The sequence below is a fragment of the Streptomyces sp. RLA131 genome, from assembly GCF_056270125.1.
On sequence record NZ_JBWDOQ010000001.1, the window covers coordinates 50,751 to 68,124 of the forward strand.

Annotated in this window: 14 protein-coding genes; all 14 read right to left on the reverse strand. The window is 72.1% G+C overall.

The genetic code is table 11. The features are described 5' to 3' along the window. Positions 1 to 122: 122 nt before the first annotated feature. Positions 123 to 1,571 (reverse strand): hypothetical protein, encoded by a 1,449-nt coding sequence (locus RWE79_RS00265; RefSeq protein WP_475937959.1) that lies wholly within the window; start codon positions 1,569 to 1,571, stop codon positions 123 to 125. 190 nt (positions 1,572 to 1,761) lie between these two features. Continuing rightward, complete coding sequence (locus RWE79_RS00270) at positions 1,762 to 2,151, reverse strand: hypothetical protein (RefSeq protein ID WP_475937960.1); 390 nt, start codon at positions 2,149 to 2,151, stop codon at positions 1,762 to 1,764. A 26-nt stretch (positions 2,152 to 2,177) separates the two neighbouring features. Continuing rightward, entirely contained in the window at positions 2,178 to 3,116 is a 939-nt protein-coding gene (locus RWE79_RS00275) for a replication-relaxation family protein (protein ID WP_475937961.1), read from the reverse strand. Positions 3,117 to 3,131: 15 nt separating this feature from the next. Beyond that, the gene (locus tag RWE79_RS00280; protein ID WP_475937962.1) at positions 3,132 to 5,318 is read right to left on the reverse strand and encodes a type IV secretory system conjugative DNA transfer family protein; all 2,187 of its coding nucleotides are present in this window, start codon (positions 5,316 to 5,318) and stop codon (positions 3,132 to 3,134) included. Then, positions 5,315 to 5,779 (reverse strand): hypothetical protein, encoded by a 465-nt coding sequence (locus tag RWE79_RS00285; RefSeq protein WP_475937963.1) that lies wholly within the window; start codon positions 5,777 to 5,779, stop codon positions 5,315 to 5,317. The genes RWE79_RS00280 and RWE79_RS00285 overlap by 4 nt, the downstream gene beginning before the upstream one ends. A 190-nt stretch (positions 5,780 to 5,969) precedes the next feature. Further along, on the reverse strand, positions 5,970 to 7,079 hold the full coding sequence (locus RWE79_RS00290) for a C40 family peptidase (protein WP_475938047.1): 1,110 nt from the start codon (positions 7,077 to 7,079) through the stop codon (positions 5,970 to 5,972). Positions 7,080 to 7,126: 47 nt separating this feature from the next. After that, positions 7,127 to 9,268, reverse strand: a complete 2,142-nt coding sequence (locus tag RWE79_RS00295) for a hypothetical protein (protein WP_475937964.1) — start codon at positions 9,266 to 9,268, stop codon at positions 7,127 to 7,129. Beyond that, positions 9,265 to 11,808 (reverse strand): ATP-binding protein, encoded by a 2,544-nt coding sequence (locus RWE79_RS00300; RefSeq protein WP_475937965.1) that lies wholly within the window; start codon positions 11,806 to 11,808, stop codon positions 9,265 to 9,267. Before RWE79_RS00300 ends, RWE79_RS00295 begins: the two co-directional genes overlap by 4 nt. Beyond that, entirely contained in the window at positions 11,808 to 12,473 is a 666-nt protein-coding gene (locus RWE79_RS00305; RefSeq protein ID WP_475937966.1) for a hypothetical protein, read from the reverse strand. The genes RWE79_RS00300 and RWE79_RS00305 overlap by 1 nt, the downstream gene beginning before the upstream one ends. Beyond that, positions 12,470 to 12,757 carry a hypothetical protein gene (locus RWE79_RS00310; protein ID WP_475937967.1) on the reverse strand — a complete coding sequence of 96 codons (288 nt, stop codon included), beginning with the start codon at positions 12,755 to 12,757 and terminating at the stop codon, positions 12,470 to 12,472. Before RWE79_RS00310 ends, RWE79_RS00305 begins: the two co-directional genes overlap by 4 nt. Before the next feature lie 22 nt (positions 12,758 to 12,779). Next, positions 12,780 to 13,886, reverse strand: coding sequence for a conjugal transfer protein (locus RWE79_RS00315; RefSeq protein WP_475937968.1), 1,107 nt, complete (start codon positions 13,884 to 13,886; stop codon positions 12,780 to 12,782). After that, a complete protein-coding gene (locus RWE79_RS00320) occupies positions 13,883 to 14,146 on the reverse strand; it encodes a hypothetical protein (protein WP_475937969.1) in 264 nt (87 codons plus the stop codon). Before RWE79_RS00320 ends, RWE79_RS00315 begins: the two co-directional genes overlap by 4 nt. 56 nt (positions 14,147 to 14,202) lie before the next feature. Next, positions 14,203 to 15,096: a hypothetical protein gene (locus tag RWE79_RS00325; RefSeq protein WP_475937970.1), complete on the reverse strand. Its 894-nt coding sequence runs from the start codon at positions 15,094 to 15,096 to the stop codon at positions 14,203 to 14,205. Positions 15,097 to 15,551: 455 nt separating this feature from the next. Then, on the reverse strand, positions 15,552 to 17,141 hold the full coding sequence (locus RWE79_RS00330) for a DUF2637 domain-containing protein (protein ID WP_475938048.1): 1,590 nt from the start codon (positions 17,139 to 17,141) through the stop codon (positions 15,552 to 15,554). Positions 17,142 to 17,374: the final 233 nt, after the last annotated feature.

Genomic DNA, 17,374 nt, shown 5'->3' on the forward strand with positions numbered 1-17,374 from the left:
CGGACTGCCTGAGATTGTCGATTCATCAGGATTTCGGGATTTCATGCCGCTGGCGAGGCGGCTGTGGTGTCCGCAGCGGGACTTCCTGGCCGTCGGAGAACAATGCGCGCCTTGGCCCCTGCTCACGATGCTCCGCACTGCGTGACGGCCCAGTCCTCAAGTTCGATGCGCAGCGCTGCGCAGGCCCGTTCGGCCTCGTGCTGGTCGCGTAGGTGCACGAGCCATCCCAGGCCCGTGTCGGGCGCTGCAGGGCGGACTGGGCCGGGGAGGCCCGCAACTCTGGCCCGGTAGATGTCGCGTGAGGAGACGTCTTCGCCCCATAGGGACTGCGTGGGAAGGGACTGGGTGAATGTCTGCTCGCTCTCGCGGAGTCGGGGCTGGTTCTCCGTACGCCGGCGACGGTTGTCCTGCGCGGCTTGTCGGCCGTCGGCGAGGCGCTGGCGCAGGGCTGGGCGGAGTTGCTCGGCGTAGCGCTGCCAGATGGGGGTGTTGCGATCCTGGCGGACCCGGAGCATGGCGGCGTACCGGGTGCCGGCATCGTCGACCTGGTCGTCGGGCATCGTGCGGGGGGTGAGGCCGGGGATGCTGCCGAGCTGCTGGCGGCGGGTGAGTTCGTGGCGTACGTACGCGGCTGGATCGCGCAGGTGGCCGGGCACGCCCCAGGTGAGGAGCTCGCCGGTGAGGCTCTGCCAGGTCCAGCCGTTGGCGATCAGGGGGCGCAGCACGTATCCGAGGCGGCGGGCGCAGCCGCGGTGGAGCCACCACACCTCGCGCTGCAGGCGTTCGGCGACGGTGATGGCGCGGGCGCACTCGGCTGGCGTGACGCGGGGGCGGTTGTTGGTGTTGCTGGAGGTGCGGGGGGAGGTCTTCGGGCACGTCGCGCGCTGGCGCGAGGTGTCTTTCTCTCCTCCCACTACCTTCAGCTGACGGTAGTCCTGGGGGACCGCCACAGAAGGGGTGCACGAAGTGCGCCGTGCGGGCGTCTTGGCTGCGGCCTCGCGGCGGGCCTGCCGGGTGGCCTGGACCCGCCCGTGGTCGGTGACGCCGGCGATGCGTGCCGTGTAGCCGGTCCCGGCGATGCGCCGGCCCATCGCCTCGTCCCAGACGGCAGGCGCGGTCGCGGCGAACAGGGTGGCGGTGCCGCGGTAGCCGTCACCGGGGCGCCAGGCTGCGCCGCGGCGGGTGCGCAGCACGTTCGTCTTCGAGCCGTGCTCGGCGTACGCGAGCAGGCCGAGCTCGCGCAGGTACCGGGCGTGGTACATCACCGCCCGTGGCTTCAGGCCGAGTTCGCGGGCGGTGGTCTGCACGCTGAAGGGGAAGTGGCCGTGGCGGCTGCGCCGCATCCGGGTTGCGAAGACCTCGGCCAGGCGCAGCGTGGTGCGGCCGGCCTTCGGGTGGAATCCGGCTGTGACCATGAAGTGGGCGGCGGCCCGGAAGTCGTCGGCACGGCGTAGTTGCCGGGATGCGGTGGTGGCGAGTTCCTGGCTGGCGGGGTCACGGACGGGGGCGAAGGCGGGCCCGGGTGTGGGCGACGTGGCGTCGGTCGGGCGGTGCGTCAATACGTCGGGCATGGTGACCTCGTTCGTGCGCTTTCCGGTGTTTCGTGGCAGCACAAAGCCCTGCTGCTGGCCTGTCGGCCGGTGTGGTGGTGGGGTTCGGAGACGGAAGATCTGTGCGGGTTCGAGTCGGAGACGTCAGGACCGGGGATTGGCGCCGTGCAGCGGTGGCGGGTTGCTGGCTGGGCGGGCCCCAGGTGCTACGTCAGGCGGCTCCGCCCATGTCCGTACGCACGGCCCGCACCCCGAGGGGCTCGGGTGCGGGGAATCCCGTCGCCCGGGATGTGCGCGGCTCCAGGAGAAGCTGGTCGATCGAGCCGAGGCCGTCGGTCTGGTTCTGCCAGCCCTCCAGGATGTGGTGGATGATCGACCGGGCGGCCAGCTGGTATTCGTCGGGGCAGTGCTCGTCCTGGGAGAGCGCCCCTATCTGGCGGGTGTGGCAGTACAGCGCCATCATTTCGGCGATCAGCGGCGAGAACAGTCGCGGCATCGCGTTCAGGTCGGTGCAGGCGGGTGCCGTGCCGTACGCGGCCTGGCCGGTGGCGGCCGGCGCGGCAGTGGCGGGGGCGGGCTTGCGGAAGCGGGGGAAGCGCATGGTGGTCTCTCCTTTGAGGCGTCGGGTCAGGCTGCGGTGGCGATGGGGCGCAGCCAGGCGTCGGTGAGGCCGGCGGTGCCCAGGACTGGTGTGAAGATCGGCGCGAAGGGGCCTTCGTCGCGCAGCTGGTCGAGGGTGGTGACGCCGGCGCGGACGGGCGTGGAGCCCAGGGCGGGGTCGGCGGCCGCCAGGCTGCGCAGATCGGCGATGCGGCGCTCCAGGCGGGTGGCGGAGGCGCCGGTGAGCACCAGGAGCAGGCGGGGGAAGGCCGGGTAGCGGCTGCGCCAGGCCGGTGCGGTGGAGGTCCGGCGGGCGCTGCGGCCGGCGCGGGCGGCGAGCTGGGGGCTGTAGTCGTAGTAGCGGGCGTAGGCGTGGAGCTTCTGGGCGAGCCGGGCGATCGTCATCTGGGTGCGGTCGACTTCGACGAAGTACGTCAGCAGGGTCCGCTGCTTGGCGGCGGCGTGTACGTAGTTGATGACGGCGTCGGGGATCAGGCAGAGGTCTTCGCCGGGGCGGTTGTCATCGCGGTAGTAGTGGGCGTTTTCCGGGGACCAGTCGAGCGGGCCGCATTCGTGACCGAGCCGGCGGGCCCAGTCCACGAAGGCCAGTCCGGTCTCCACGGTGGCGAGGGTGTGTTCCTGCAGGGGGCCGGCCGCGGCTTCCGGGCTCATCCGGTACGGGCGCTGCGGCAGCAGACCGGCGACTTCGACGGCTTCGGCGCCCTTGTCGGTGAGCCACCACAGCAGGTCTGTCTGGCCGTGGGCGCGGCGGCCGACGGCGTCGGCCAGACCGGCGTTGCGCAGGGTGTGGAGCTGGCGGCGCAGGTATTCGGCGCGGGTGTGGTGCGGGGTGAGCAGGCGGTGCAGCTGACCGGTGGAGACCAGGCGGTGCTGGTAGAGGACTTCCATGGCCTGCTGGCCGAGCAGGCCGGCGCCGAGCGGCGCGGACTTGGGCGGGTAGGGCATCGCGGGGCTCCGGTCCTAGTCGATGACGGTGGTGGGGTCGCCGCCGGCGGCAGTGCCGGGATGGGAGCGGCCGGTGAAGTGGGCGAGGATCTCGGCGTCCAGGTCCTCGAGGTCAGCGAGGACCTCGCCGACCGGGCGGCGCCGCAGGTTGGTGTCGATCGCCTGGTCCAGGTCGGGGATGCCGGCCGGGTTGTCGTAGTGGGCGAAGACTTCTTCGACGGGCAGGCCGCGGACCCGGAACGGCTTGGTGCGCGCGCCGTCCAGGTTGATCGACATCACGTAGTGGTACTTGGGGAGTTCGGTGATGGTCTCGGGGGTGACGTGGCCGTTCCAGCGCTTCGCCACGAACGCGGCCTCGTCATAGTCGGCGGCGCAGGTGCTCAGCAGGGACTGGTTCTGCAGCAGGGCCTGCCGGGTGATCGCGCTCAGCCGCAGGGCCATCTGGGTCATGCCGATGAAGCGGACCTCGTACTTGCGGAGCTGTTCGGCGATGGCGGCGAGGAAGCCCTTGGAGGAGGAGTCCAGGGCGGTGAGTTCATCGCCCCAGGCCCAAAAAGTGCGGCGCTGGTGCTTGGGGATGTCCTGGCGGGAGAGGCCGGCGCGGTGCAGGTCGTGGATGAGCAGGCAGCTCACCAGCGCATCGGATTCGGATCCGGAGGGGCAGACGAACACGACGCGGTCGGTGTCCATGGCGGTGCGGACGTCGTAGCCGGAGCGGGACGAGCCGAAGAAGGCCTGCAGCGACTGCGAGGTGTCGAGGCGGTCCATCACGTAGGTGACGGTGGGCACCGCGTCGCTGGCGAGCTTGGGGAAGGTCTTCTCCCAGTACGCCCGTACCCGTGGCGGCAGCTGCGGCAGCAGGGCCTCGCGCCAGTCGTCGTCGGTCAGCCAGGTCCGCAGCTGGAAGAGCGTGCCCTGCAGATCAGGACGGCCTGAGGCCACGGCCTTGAGGTTCAGCAGCGCGAGTGCCTGGGAGGCGCGGGCCAGGACGGTGCGGGCCCGGGGGGCGTGGTTGCCCCAGTCCTGGGCGGCGGCGATCCCCTCGGTCACCGAACGCACCACCGTCTGGACGTCCTTAGCGGTGCGGGCCTCCATCGACAGCGGGTTCCAGGAGACGACCATCTGGTCCGGCTCGGCCTCGGCCAGGTTGATCTCCCAGACACGGGCCATGAGCTGCGGGTGCGCCAGGTACGGCTTCGCCCGGGCCCAGGCCTCGCCGTGCGGGTCCAAGAACCACACGCCGTACCCGTTGTGGCCCAGCGCGATGGCCTGGACGAGAGCGGCCTCGGTCTTGCCGTGGCCGGACTTGCCCAGGCACAGGCCGAACAGCAGGTCCTTCACGCGGGCGGCGCCGATGCGCTCGCGCCCGTCGGAGTAGGTCACCGCGCCGAGCGGGACCAGGTCCGGCTGGCCGGTGTAGACGGGCAGGTTCGCCGGCGCGGGAGGCACCAGGCCGCCGGAGCGTACGACGCCGGAGGCGTTGCACTTGGCGGTCGGGGGCTTGAGGAAACCCGCGAGCTCCGGGACGGTCATCCACTGCCGGCGGGCCGGGGCGAACTCGCCGGTGGTGAAGCGCCGGTCGAAGGCAGCGACGGCGTGCCGGGTGCGCGGCCGGCGGGGCTTGAGGTAGTTCTCGCCGGAGGTGACCGCGAAAACCGCGAGCAGCTGGTGCATGCGGGCGAGCGCTGCCTGCGGGTGGGCGGCGGCGGTACGCAGCAGGAGCTGCACCGCGAAGACGGCACCGCCGCCGGGCTCGAACTTGCCGACCGCGTCGCGGAGGTCGGTCATCCGCGGCAGCCTCTGCTGTGCGCGCGAGCTGGGGGTCTTGGCGCCGCCGGTCCAGGCCGCGGTGACGGAATCCGCCAGCCCGCCCCAGCCCAGGCCGGTGAGCTTCTCCCCGTACGCGGACGGGCCGCGCCGGCGGGAGGCGGCCAGCAGTCGGCGCCGGCGCCGGGTGAGCTGGCGTTCGCTGACCGGGACCAGGTCCAGGACGACGTCGGCCCGCTCCCCCGCCTCGGTGCGCACGGTGGACAGTGCGGCCGCCAGCTGCTGCAGCGGGTCCGGGTTCAGGCCCAGCGAGGCCAGCGGCTTGTGGTCGGGCATCGCGAGGACGAGTTCGGCGCGCTGCACGTACCGGGGGCTGGAGGTAGAGGGCCGGGGGTGGTCTCCGGCGGGCTTGGCGAGGTCGACGGGCGCGGTCACTGCTTCCCCTCGCGCGGCGTGGGGAAGCGGACGGGCCGGATGGTCTGCTCGGCGCGGGCGGCGCGGACTTCGACCTCGGCGAAGCCGGGCATGGCCAGCACGGCGGAGGCCGTGGCCGGCCCTTCGAGGTAGCAGTGCATCGTGCCGTCTTCGACGCTGTAGCGCAGTCGGGCGGCGGCCCCACGACGGGGCGTTGCGGCGGCGGCGTAGCGGACCCGGCTCAGCTGGTGGGCCCAGCGGCCGATCTCGCCCTCGCCCGGATCGAAGGTGGATGTCGGCACGACCTCCACGGTCACCCGGCCGGCCAGTGCTTCGTTCACCCGACGGGCTCGCCGCACCGCGACCCCGGCGTAGACGATGCCGCCGGCCAGGACCAGCAGGGCGAGGTACGGGGCGGACCAGGCGATCCAGTGCGCGACGTCGAAGAACCGCTGCACGTTGCCCGGGAGTTCGGTCCTCATGCGGGTGTCCGGGCGGTCGTGGCGGGCGAGGGGGTGCGGTTCACGGTGGCCTCCTGGTCGGTGGGGATTGCTCCCTTCACCCGGACCAAGTCGAGCCGTTGGCCTGGTTCAGACACCGACCGCGAGACTTTGCCTTTCCTTTACGAAGTGAGGTCTGCGGATGCCGCGGCTGTACCGCCTGGCGGCGTGCTCAGTTCGCCACGCGCCGGGCCACCACGATGGTGCCGTTCGTGGCGATCTTGGCCACTTCCACCGTCCGGCCTGGGCGGGGAGCCTGCACGATCAGGCCGTCGCCGATGACCATGGCCACGTGTGTGGGCCGGGCTGCGGTGCCGCCGGTGAACACCAGGTCGCCGGGCTGCAGTGCGTTGACGGGCACGGAGCGGCCGTCATGGATCTGGGTGTAGGTGGTGCGGGAGATCTGAATGCCGGCGACGCCGTACGCGCGCTGCACCAGTGACGAGCAGTCGCAGCGGTCGCGGGCGAGAGTCCCGTGGGGGTTGGTGCAGCTGCCGCCCCACTGGTACGGGGTGCCGAGCTGGCCGAGCGCCCACCGGATGGCGTTGCGGACGGTCAGCGGCGCGCTGATGGGGATCTGGTAGCCGTCCGGCAGCGCGCCCGCCGGGATGCTGTCGTCGTCGCTGCTGCTCTGGCTGGTGCAGGCGGTGGACCCGTACGTGCCGGTGAGCCCTGCCGGGTCGTAGGCCGTGGCGCCCAGCGTCGGCGCGATGGCCTGCTGCAGGGCGGTGGCGAGCGGTTCGTGCTGGGCGTACGCGCCGGGGCGTCCCGATTTCTGCACCTTCTGGGCGGCCACGGTGACGTCCATCTGCTCCCAGCCGTCCACGGACTTGAGCGCCTTGTAGAACTTGGTGCTCGCGTAGACCGGATCAAGGATCTGCGCGCGGCTGCCCCAGCCCTGGGAGGGCCGCTGCTGGAACAGGCCGATCGAGTCACGGTCGCCGTACGTGAGATTGCGCAGCCCGGATTCCTGCAGAGCCGTGGCGAGGGCGATGACCTGTCCGCGGGCCGGGATCTTCATCTCCACGCCGGTCGCCACGATCACCTTCGCGTTGGGGATCTGCTCATCGGGCTGGGACAGGCCGGACACCGTGATGTCCGTCGTGCTGCCGGCGAGGACGGCCCGGACCTGCTGGGCCACCTGCGTGGTGTCCGTCTGTGTGCCGGACCCGCCGGTCGTGCAGCGCGACGCCCGGGTCCGGGCGGCGGCTTCGGCCTGGTCCTGGGCGATGGCCGTGACATGGGCGGCGACCGCCGACAGCAGCACGATGGCCAGCACCAGCACACCGCAACTGCCCAGCAGCCACCTCTTGGTCTGGCTCTGCTCGGTCATGACCTGCTCCGGGGCGGGGTACGGCGGGTACCGCGGTCCAGGCGCTGGCGCAGCCGCTGCTGCTGCGCCGACGCCGGGGGTTGCGTGGGCACCGGGTGACGCGGGGTGTGCCGCCGGGCGGCCGGGGGACGGGTGTTGGCGGGAGGCTGCGTGGGTGGCTGGGTTGGCCGCGGTGGGTTGGCCGGCCGGGGCGGCGGTGCGGGTTGCTGGCCCTGCGGCCGTGGCCTGGGCCTGGGCCCGGGGCGTCCGGCGGGCCGGGCGGGCGGGCGTCGGCGGCCGCGGCCGCCGGAGTTGATGCGGGACATCAGCGCGGTGGCGCCGATGGTCTGGGGCATGGCGTAGCCGATGGCTGCGAGCGGGTTTCCTTGGGCGAGCGAGGTGGTGACCATCGCTGCCCGGACCAGGCCGCGGGCGGTGGCGCGCGCGATCCGCGGCCTGGGGGTGACCGTGTTGGAGGCGGGCGGGCTGAAGATGCTGCCGTTCGTGCCGCCGATCCGGCCGCCGGACATCTTGGCCCGGAAGTTGCTGGCGATCTGCTTGGACCGCGAGCTGATCTTCTTGCGTTTCTTCAGGGCCGCGATGCAGACGATGTCCACGACCATGAACCGCAGGGTCAGTTCGCGCCCCCAGTCCTGCTGTACGGGATCCAGGACGGCCTGGACCACGACGATGAAGATGGCCAGCGCGATGACGGACCAGAGCATCTCGCCGACCGAGCGCAGCACGGAGGCGGACCAGTCCCACAGGAAGGCGCGGCCGAAGCCCGGGATGGTGCCGGCGATGAGGGCGGGCTCGCCGCGGATGGAGTCCCAGGCGATGCGGCATTGCGCGACCAGGAAGGACCCGGCGAGGCGGGAGATGAGGACCGTGACGATGACCGCGGCGATGAGCAGGAAGAGGCCGCCGCCGACCTTGTCCAGCGAGGCCTTCTTCGCGGCGTCGATGTCGCCGCGTACACACTTGTCTTCGAAGGCGTCCATGGGCAGGTTGCCGAAGTGGTCGACGGCCCAGGTCCCGGCCATGTCGATCTGCAGGTCATACCAGGAGGACAGGGTGTCGTCGGGGGTGACGTAGTCGACCAGGCCGACGACCTTCTTGAGCTTGGCCAGGCGGGCGGAGATCTGCCGGTCGTAGGCGAGCTGGCGGAGCTTGGTGTCGGAGTAGGAGGTCGCGCATCGGCCTTCGAAGACGCGGCCGTACTGCAGGAGCATCGCGGGCTTGACGATGAAGGCGTCGGTGAGCGCGTCGGTCAGTGGCCGCGACAGGGTGGTCGAGGTGGCGGGGGTGGTCACGCCGTTGTTGGCGCCGGGGGTGGCGGGGTTGGCGTCCAGGATGACGTCGGCGACTTCCAGGGACAGGCCGCGGGCCATGGCGATCGCGCCGTCCTGCTCCCCCATCAGCGTCTGGGGGGTGGAGGCGAGCAGCGTGGTGGTGAGGGCGGCCAGGACGAGGGAGAGCGCCAGGTCTCCCCAGCCTTTGGCCTTGTCGCCGAAGAAGATCCGGCTGACGCAGATGATCACGCAGACGGACAGGAACAGGCTGGGCAGGCCCATCTCCACGATGACGCGGGTGTGCAGGGAGTCGGCGACCGACAGCACCGGGGCGAGCATCAGCTTGGCCAGGCCGAAGCTCAGCGCCCAGGCGATGAGCCAGCAGCAGAACGCGATCAGCCACTTGGTGACCATGAAGCAGAGTTCGGTGAGGAAGTTCTGGATGCCCAGGTCCCAGTCGAGCAGGTTGCCGGTGTCGGACTTCACGGTGTAGGCGGAGATCGGCATGCCGTTGGCGTCGGTGACGTTGAAGACGCCCAGCACGCCGCCTTCGTCCGGCAGGAGCCTGCGCAGCCGCTTGGTCTCCTGGTCGATCATCTTGGCCTGGGCGGCCTTGGAGAGCTGCTCGCTCTGTTCTTTGAGGACCTGCTCGATGGCTGCGAGTTCGTCCGGTGTCGGGGTGCGCTGCTGGCTGGTCACCGCCGGGGTCGGTGACGCGGTCGGGGTGGGTGTGGGGGCGGCGTGCGCGGGCAGCGAGGTCAGCAGGGTGAGGGTGGTGGCCGCGACGACGGCGCCCAGCAGTGCCAGGCGCAGCCGGGCGCCGCCCAGCAGCCGCAGTCTCATCCACCAGCGCTGTGCCGCGTTCATGCTGCGGTCCGGTAGTCGCTGGGGGTGGTGTGGATGGAGCGCATGACGACGGGGTCGGAGGGGATGAGGACCTTCATCAGCCCGATGCGGCCGGCCAGGTCTCGGTAGAGGCACTCGCCGGCGCGGGCGAGTTTTTCCTCGTCGGCCAGGTCGATCGGGGACAGGCCGGCGGTGACCAGGTCCAGCAGGTCGGCGTCGGTGGCGTCGACGCCGACGAACTCCAGGCCGCGTGCGGCCAGCGTCCGGGTGGTCTGGCGGAACAGCAGCCGGTGCGGGATCAGGCCGCGGATGATGGCGCCCTTCTCGGAGTCTGCCGGCCCGATGTCGTCCGGGTCGTGGCTGCCGACGTAGGCGGCTGCGTTGTGCTTGCGGCCGTCGCGCATCAGCTCCAGGAGCAGCTCCAGGCCTTCTTCGGAGCTGGTGAGGTACCAGCATTCGTCGAAGACGGCGACGCCGAACTCTTCCTTGGACTTCATGACGGTCTCGCGTGCGACGGCGGCGATCAGGTACATCAGCGCCCGCCCGAGGACCTTCTCGAACTCCAGGCGCTCGATGCGGTGCTCGGAGTTGAGTTCGCTCTTCTTGGGCAGTTGCAGGCTGTTGACGGAGAAGACGACGGAGTCCGCGCGAGCGGTGTCGACGACCGGCAGCGTCTCGTCGAAGACCACGCGGGAGAGGTCTTTTCGGGCGACGGCCTTGAGTTTGCGGGCCAGGGTGCGGGCCGCGGTGTCGTCGGCGCCGCGGGCGGTGAGCTCGTCGACCAGGGCGCGCATCGAGGGCTGCGGGTGCTCCAGGACGGCCTCGACCGCCTCGGACAGCGCGACGCCCTCGAGGTCCATCGGCTTCACACCGAGCAGCAGCGTCAGGAACGACTCGCAGAAGCGGGCCGCCACCTTGGGGCTGTCCTGGACGAACAGTCGCAGCGGGTCCAGGGAGACTTCGGCGTCCTGGCCGATGGTGATGATCTGCGTGGTGCCGGGGCAGGACTTCGCGAAGCGCACCCACTCCCTCTCCTTGGTGCGGTCCACGATGACGGCGCGGCCGCGGGACGCCGGGCGGCCGGGCTGGTGGCCGCGGGCCAGCACGTTGTAGACCGCGGACTTCATCCCCACCGACTTGCCCGCGCCCAGCTCGCCGATGAACGCCATGGAGGCGCTGGAGTTCTCGCGCGGGCCGCGGGCGGGGTCGACCAGCACGGGCCGGGCCCCGCCGGAGGCCAGCTGCAGGCCGAACAGGCCGCCTCGCTCGTCCCCGAGCTGGGAGCCGCACCAGGGCATCGCCATCGCGAAGTCGTGGGCGAGCAGGTACTGGGCATAGCCGGCCATCACCCGGGGGGTGCGGCAGCCGGGCAGCATCGCGTGCCACAGCGCGGTCTGCTCCCCCACCGGCCGGGCGAAGGTGTAGTCGGTGGAGCCGAAGTCACTGGCGAGGGCGGCGGCGCGGTCCTGGGCTTCGTCGGGGGTGGCGCCCCAGACTGCGAGGGTGACCATGGCGCGGATTTCCACCTCGCGGGCGGAGGAGGTGAGCCGGTCGCGGTATTCGTCGTTGTCGGCCTCGTTCTTGGCGATCGAGGCGGGCGGGCCGGCCGGGTCGCCCTCGTACTCGGCGGCCTGGGCCTTCAAGTGCCTCGCCCGCTTGCGGGTCTTGGCCTCGGCCTTGGTGCCCGGCGTGATGACCAGGCGGGCCGCCCAGTCGACCGGATAGGCAAGGTCATCGAGCTGCTGCAGGTACGCGGCCCCCGGTAGGGCGAAGGCCTCGGGCATCTCGGACAGGGCGAGCATCGCCTGGTAGGAGTTGCCCCATTCGCTGGTGATCTGCAGATAGCGGCGCTCGAAGGGGTTGCCCGGCACGGTGCGGCGGGTGTCGAAGTCGGTGCCGCCTTCGGCGAGCAGCGCCTCCCCCAGCGCGGCCACCGTGCGGCCGCGGCCGCGTACTCCCGGCTCGCTGCCGTCGGGAAGGAAGGGTTCGGCGAGGCCGCGCCGGGCGCTGTGCCCGTAGATCCACAGGATTTCCGCCTCGGTGGCGGGCCGCATCGACACCCCGGACGGCCACTGCGCGTGCATGCGCACCGCCTGCTCGGTGCGGCGGGCGACGTCGCCGGCGGTGATCGGGGCGGGCATCAGGCCGAGCTGCAGTGCGAGGTCCGCCTTGGCGGCGGACAGCGATGACAGCAGGGCGTCCTTGTGGGAGAGCGCCGGCAGCGGGACCGCGAGCCAGTCGGTGCGGCCGGTCAGCTCCATTTCCTCGAGCTGGTCCAGGACGGCGTGGCCGAGCTGCTCGTAGCGCGGGCTCCGCTTGAGGTCGACGTCGGCGACCATCTGCCGGACCACGGCGATCGGGTCGACCTGCGGGCACAGGCTGAGGAGCATCGGCTCCCCGGTGAGCGACTTGAACAGCGCTTCGAGGGCCTTGAGCCGGCGCTTCTTCGCGGTGGCCGGCGCGTGGCTGTAGTTGGCGGCAGCTACCCGCCACACCGCCCAGCAGGTGCCGTGCGTGGTGAAGATGATGTTGTTGGCGACGTGCCGGACCGGCAGGCGCATCAGTCCTCCAAAGCGGTACGGGCCGCAGCGCGGCGGGCGAGCAGGGCTTGCACCCCGGAGGCCACCGGCACCTCGGCAGTGGCAGCCGGGGGCGTGGCGGCCGGGCCTGGGGCGGCGGGGTCGGGGCGGGGCGCCTGGGCTGCGGGGGTCGCTGTACGGGCAGGCCGGGCTGCCCGGATCAGCCGGGGAGTTCCAGCGGCCTCGATGGCCGGTGCCGGCGGTGGGGTGTCGTGGTGCGGCGGGCCGCTGGACTCGACGGTGGCCACGGTGTCGTGGTGGCGGGCGCGGGCCTGCCGGTAGGGCCGGCCGTGCAGACGCCCGTAGCGCGGGCCGGCCAGCATCACCGCGACGCTGGCGGCCGCGGCGGCCGGGTTCCGGCCGTCGATGTGCAGATGCCGCAGCAGGAACGCGGCGCCGAAGGGTGCACCGACCAGCACCAGGACGTCGCCCAGGCCGTGCCCGCCCCAGACGGGTCGGGTCACGATGAGCAGCACGACGGTGGCGACGATCACCGCGAGTTGGGTGATCGTGTAGGGGCCGAGCGGCAGGCGCAGGCTGCGGCCGTTGCCGCCCGGCACGGCGCCGACGACCAGCGGGGTGCGGCGGGCCTTGGTGTAGCAGCGGCCGATCAGCTCGCCGTCCGGCTCGTCCACGGCGGCGCTCACTGGTCGCCCTGGTTGACGGTGCCGTTGTCGTAGTGGGTGATGTCCACGGGGGCCTTGTCCTTGAGGGTGTCCATGTCCGCGGACAGGCCCCACACGCACGCGGCGAAGATGACCGCCATGAGCGTCGGTCCGGGTGCCTTGGTCTTCCAGCCGACGACCAGGACGAACAGGCCGCACAGCAACGGGATGCCGACGTTGAAGATCAGGTCTTTGAGGTCGTTGCCGATGCCGGTGCCGGTGGTGATCCATCCGGTGACGGCGAGGGTGACGGCGGGGTCGGGCATGGTGGCGCTCCTTGAGGACGGGTCAGGGGGTGGGGCTGGCGGAGGATGTCGGGGTGGCCGACCGCACGGAGGCCGGGGTGGGGGCGCCGTCCAGGGCGGCGATCTCCCAGCGCCCGGCGCGGGCCGACAGGGTCAGGGCGTAGGTGAGCGGGACGCGCACCTGGTCGGTGCCGGTGGCGCGCAGCGCGACCAGCAGCCGCAGCTTCGTGCCGTCACCGGGGACAGCGGTGACCGCTTCGGAGGCTTGCTCGCCCTCGATGGCCAGCTGGTCGACGGCGATGCCGGTGTAGGGGGGCGGGGTGACGGCGGTGAGGGTCGTGCCGGGGGCGAGGTAGCGGTCGAGGTCGCCGGCCCCGGTGAGGTAGGCGGTGAGGAACTCGGTGACGGCCTGGGTGCGCGGATCGCTCGGCAGTGCGGCCCGCATCGGCCCGTAGATCAGCTCCGGGGTCTGGATGCGTTCGGGGGCGGCGACTTCGGCCGGCATCGCGAGCGCCACGTAGCCGGTCGCGCCGCCGGTGACGGAGCCGGTGGCGACGGGGACCTGGAAATACCGGACCGCGTCAGCCGCTTCATCCTTCTCGCTGTCGGCCTGGCCGCCGGTACGGCCGCCGGTCGGGGATGCCGTCGCGCCGGTGGTGGCTTCGGTGATGCGGGTGGCCACCGTCACCGACCACACGCTCTGGTCGGTCTGGCGCAGCCGCACCACCGTCAGCTGCTCCGGGCTGCGCCGTCCCGACGCGCCTTCCAGCCGCAGGCCGCTCGCGGCCGGGTAGTACGCGGCGAGCTTGTCCTGGTCGCCCTCCCCCGCCCCGATGTAGGCGGCGACGAAGAGCTGGGCGAAGCCGGCCGCGCCCTGGCTGCCGGTGGCGGCCGGCGCGGTGCTCGCCGCCTTCGGCGCGGTGCCAGCCGAGGCCGGGAGGGAGACGAACGCGGCCAGGCCCAGCAGCGGCCCGGCGATCAGCAGGCCCCAGGCGGCGTAGCGCAGGAGCGCCGTGGTGTTGGCGCGCGCACCGGTCGACCAGCCGCCGACAGCGGCCGGCCCTTCGTCCTCGCTCCACTCCCCCGGCTCGGTCGGCTCGGCCTCGTGTCCGGTGTCCTGGGGCGGGCGGCGGGTGAGCGGCGGCTTCATGCGACACCGCCGAGCGGGACGAGGTGGTGGCCGGCCAGTTCGTCGATGCGGGCGCGCAGCTCCGCCTCGGGGCGCTGCTGCAGCGCCTGCAGGGAGGCCAGGACGGCGTCGACGTCGTCGGTGAGGAAGGAGCGCAGCTTGTCGTGGGTCGCGGTGTCGAAGGGGCGGTGCACCAGGGCGGCACCGAGCCCGATCAGGAGACGCTGCGCTTGGGTGACACGCTCTTCGTCGGCGTCGATGCGGGCCTTCGTGGTGGGCATCAATCTCTCTCCGTTCAGTTCCGGGCGGTGAGGGAGGGGTGGAAAGCGCGGGGTGGTCAGGCCACGGACCGGGCTGCGGACTTCAGGCGGTCCACGGCGCGGCTGCGCCGTCGCTGCCACGCGGCCGCGGTGGTGCCGGCGACGACTGCGGCCTGGGCGTCCGGGACGGGGGTGGTGCGGTAGTGCCAGGCGATGGCGCGGCCGTCCGCGGTGCTCAGCGAGCCGTTCTCCATCGCGTCCAGGACCAGCTCGAGAAGCTCCAGGCGGGCCGTGCTCGCCTCCGCCTCGTGCGGGGCTGCGGCCGGCTCGAGTCCGGCGGCGGCAGCGGCGGCACGGACCGCCCGGGCGTGGGCGTGGCGGGCGGGTCCGGGCGCGGTGTCGGCGAGGTACTCGGCGACGGCCAGGTCCTCGCCGTGCTCTTCGCGTTCGGCGGCGAGCTCACGGCAGACGCGGCCCAGCGCGTCCAGCGCGAGGTTCGCGGCGGGCCGGCCGGGACGGTGGTGGATGCGGCCGGAGCGGGCGGTCTCGAAGAGCGCGGCGATGACCATGTGGCCGATGTCGTCGAAGGACCGGCCACCGAAGGGCCGGACCTGGCCGCGGGTCATGCGCACCGCAGCCGGGATCATCGCCTGCACCACGATGCGCGCGGCCAGCGTGGCCGATCGGTCACGGCCGGCCGCGCGCTGCAACAGGGCGCGCAGCACGGCATCGGCCAGGGCATCGGACAGGGCGCCGTTGCGCAGGCGCAGGGTGGCGAGCAGCTGCTCGGGGCCGAGCGTGCGGACCCAGGAATCGGTCACGGCCGCGATGTCATCGGCCAGGCAATCGGCCATCAGCCAATCGGCCACCGCGGCCCGTACGGAGGAGTCCGCGCACAGCACCGCCCACTCGGCGTCCAGGCGGCCAAAGATCCCACCGGCGTGGGCGGGGCACGTCACAGAGTTGAGCACGGCACAGCTCCTTTCGGATCTCGTGCCGTGAACTCTCCTCAGCGGGGCGTGCCCAAAGGCTTGCCCAATCCCCGAAAAGACCAGGTGAGGGGCTTGCCCATGTCAGAAGTGGGCGGGCATGCGCGGTGCGGGCAAGCCTTTGGATATGCCGGGCAAGCCCTGGGGATCAGGGCGCAGCAGCCGGGCAAGCCCCCTCGGATTCCGTGGGCAAGCCGGGCCGCGGACGGGGTCAGATGGCCGGCCGGGGCGTCTGATCGGCCACGGCCGAGCTGTGGCCGATGGGAGCGGATCGGTCATGGCCGGTGGCCGATCGCACCGGATCGGCCACCGGCCACACCCACCGGATCGGCCAGATCGGCCACCGGCCACGCGCCCGGGAATCGGCCATGACCGGTCCGTGCAACTAGCAGTGGCCGACGACCGGATCGGTCATCGGCCACCAGAAGCGAGATGGGTCAGGAGCGGTTGCTGACCGACCGCAGGTGTCCACGGCCCTGCTGCTTGAGCTGGTCGTCCCGGTAGTCCTTCGCCCGGTTCAAGGTGCGCTGGCCGGTGCGCGGGGACACGGCCAGGCGGCGGGCGACCTCCGCGCCGGACAGCTTCTTACCGGCATCCTCGGCCTCGGCCAGCCACCCGGCGACCGTCCGGATCAACTGCTCCTCTGTGTCGGTCTCGGCCTCCTGGGACTGTGGCTCCGGTACGCGCGCGGTGGCCGCGCCGGTGTCGGTCACCGTCGCCTCCCCGCGCCGCTCCCCCGCCATGACGCCGGCCGACACGGCCGTACGTGTGGCCGTTCCGCCGGACACCGTGTCCCCTGCCGGACTCGGTGCGGCCGTACCGCCTGCCGCACGGTCATCGCCCAGCACGGCCTGCGCCAGCGCCGGCTCAGGGGCGCGCGGCTGCGGCGCGGGCCGCGGTTCGACGATCGCGGCCCGGTGTTGCGTGTTGCGGAGATCGAGGCGCTGCTGCTGAAACGACTGCTGCGGCAACGCGGCCGCCGGCTGCCCCGCCGGCTCCGGGCGGGCTTGAGCGGGAGCCTCGCCCAGCATGTGCAACCGGAGCTCGAACACGGCGAGGTCGACCGGCGCGGCTTCGTCCGGCACCTCGATTCCGTACCAATCGGAGATCGCGGCCACCAGCGGAATCCACGACGGGACGTGTCCGTACTCGGCGACATACCGGCGGAAGGCCTCGAAGTACTGCTCCTGCGTCATCAGCTCCGGCTCAGACGGGGGCGCCTGTTCCAGGGCGTGCTGTTCGGGTGCGGGCTCGACCTGGGCGACATCTTCGGTGGGCGTCTCGGGTGAAGGCGCCGGCACCCGCTCCGCCTGAAACAGCGGCGGCACGTCGCGGCCGATCGACTCCAGCGCCGTCGGCACGGTCTCCCTCAGCAGCTTCCCGAACTTGGCCAGCCGCAGCGGCATCAGAGCCTCGACCGGCGCCTGCTTCTTCCAGCCCTTGCCGAATTCCGCTTCGAGCCATGTGCGGTAGACGAGCCGGTCCTGCTCCAGGCCGATGGCAATCTCGTAGCTGCGGATCTCCCACAGCTTCATCCTGCGCCACAGCCGGAACGTCGGCCAGGGCGCCAGGAGCCAGCGTGCGATGCGTACCGACTCCATGTGCCGGTCGGCGGTGATGTCCGCGACCCGCCCGACCGCGTGCCGCGCCGCCTCGACGCTGACCACGAACAGGATCGGGATGATCGCGTGCATGCCGACCCCGAGGGGGTCCGGCCAGGCGGCGGCGCCGTTGAAGGCGATGGTCGCGGCGGTCAGCAGCCAGGCCGTCTGGCGCAGCAGCGGGAACGGGATCCGCAGCCAGGTCAGCAGCAGGTCGAGCGCCAGCAACACCACGATGCCCGCGTCGACGCCGATCGGGAACACGTTCGCGAACCAGCCGAAGCCCTTGGCCAACGCGAGTTCGCGCACGGCGGCGTACGAGCCCGCGAAGCCGATCGCGGCGATCACCACCGCCCCGGTCACGACCACACCGACCAAGATCCGGTGCGTCCGGCTGAGCGTCACCGGCGTCCTCTCTTGCCCCACCGTCACGTGCCGCCCCTCCTCATCAACGCCGATCGGCATTCACACTCTCACGGCGTGTTACGCACGGGGTTGGTTCAGGCGTCCTCTGCGCGGGATCGTCCCGAAAAGTGATCAGGAGGAGGCAGGCGCGCACTCGGCCCGGGCTGAGCTGAAGCGCTGTGCCAGCCCGTGAACACGACATGGCGGAGGGCCGGTGCCCCACGTTGGGGCGCCGACCCTCTGTCTGCGCTTGC

Excerpts from the sequence above, each read along its gene's own strand:
- RWE79_RS00300 (WP_475937965.1), bottom strand. The coding sequence starts at position 11,808 with ATGCGCCTGCCGGTCCGGCACGTCGCCAACAACATCATCTTCACCACG.
- RWE79_RS00315 (WP_475937968.1), bottom strand. The coding sequence starts at position 13,886 with ATGAAGCCGCCGCTCACCCGCCGCCCGCCCCAGGACACCGGACACGAG.
- RWE79_RS00285 (WP_475937963.1), bottom strand. The coding sequence starts at position 5,779 with ATGAGGACCGAACTCCCGGGCAACGTGCAGCGGTTCTTCGACGTCGCG.
- RWE79_RS00310 (WP_475937967.1), bottom strand. The coding sequence starts at position 12,757 with ATGCCCGACCCCGCCGTCACCCTCGCCGTCACCGGATGGATCACCACC.
- RWE79_RS00270 (WP_475937960.1), bottom strand. The coding sequence starts at position 2,151 with ATGCGCTTCCCCCGCTTCCGCAAGCCCGCCCCCGCCACTGCCGCGCCG.
- RWE79_RS00320 (WP_475937969.1), bottom strand. The coding sequence starts at position 14,146 with ATGCCCACCACGAAGGCCCGCATCGACGCCGACGAAGAGCGTGTCACC.
- RWE79_RS00265 (WP_475937959.1), bottom strand. The coding sequence starts at position 1,571 with ATGCCCGACGTATTGACGCACCGCCCGACCGACGCCACGTCGCCCACA.
- RWE79_RS00295 (WP_475937964.1), bottom strand. The coding sequence starts at position 9,268 with ATGAACGCGGCACAGCGCTGGTGGATGAGACTGCGGCTGCTGGGCGGC.
- RWE79_RS00275 (WP_475937961.1), bottom strand. The coding sequence starts at position 3,116 with ATGCCCTACCCGCCCAAGTCCGCGCCGCTCGGCGCCGGCCTGCTCGGC.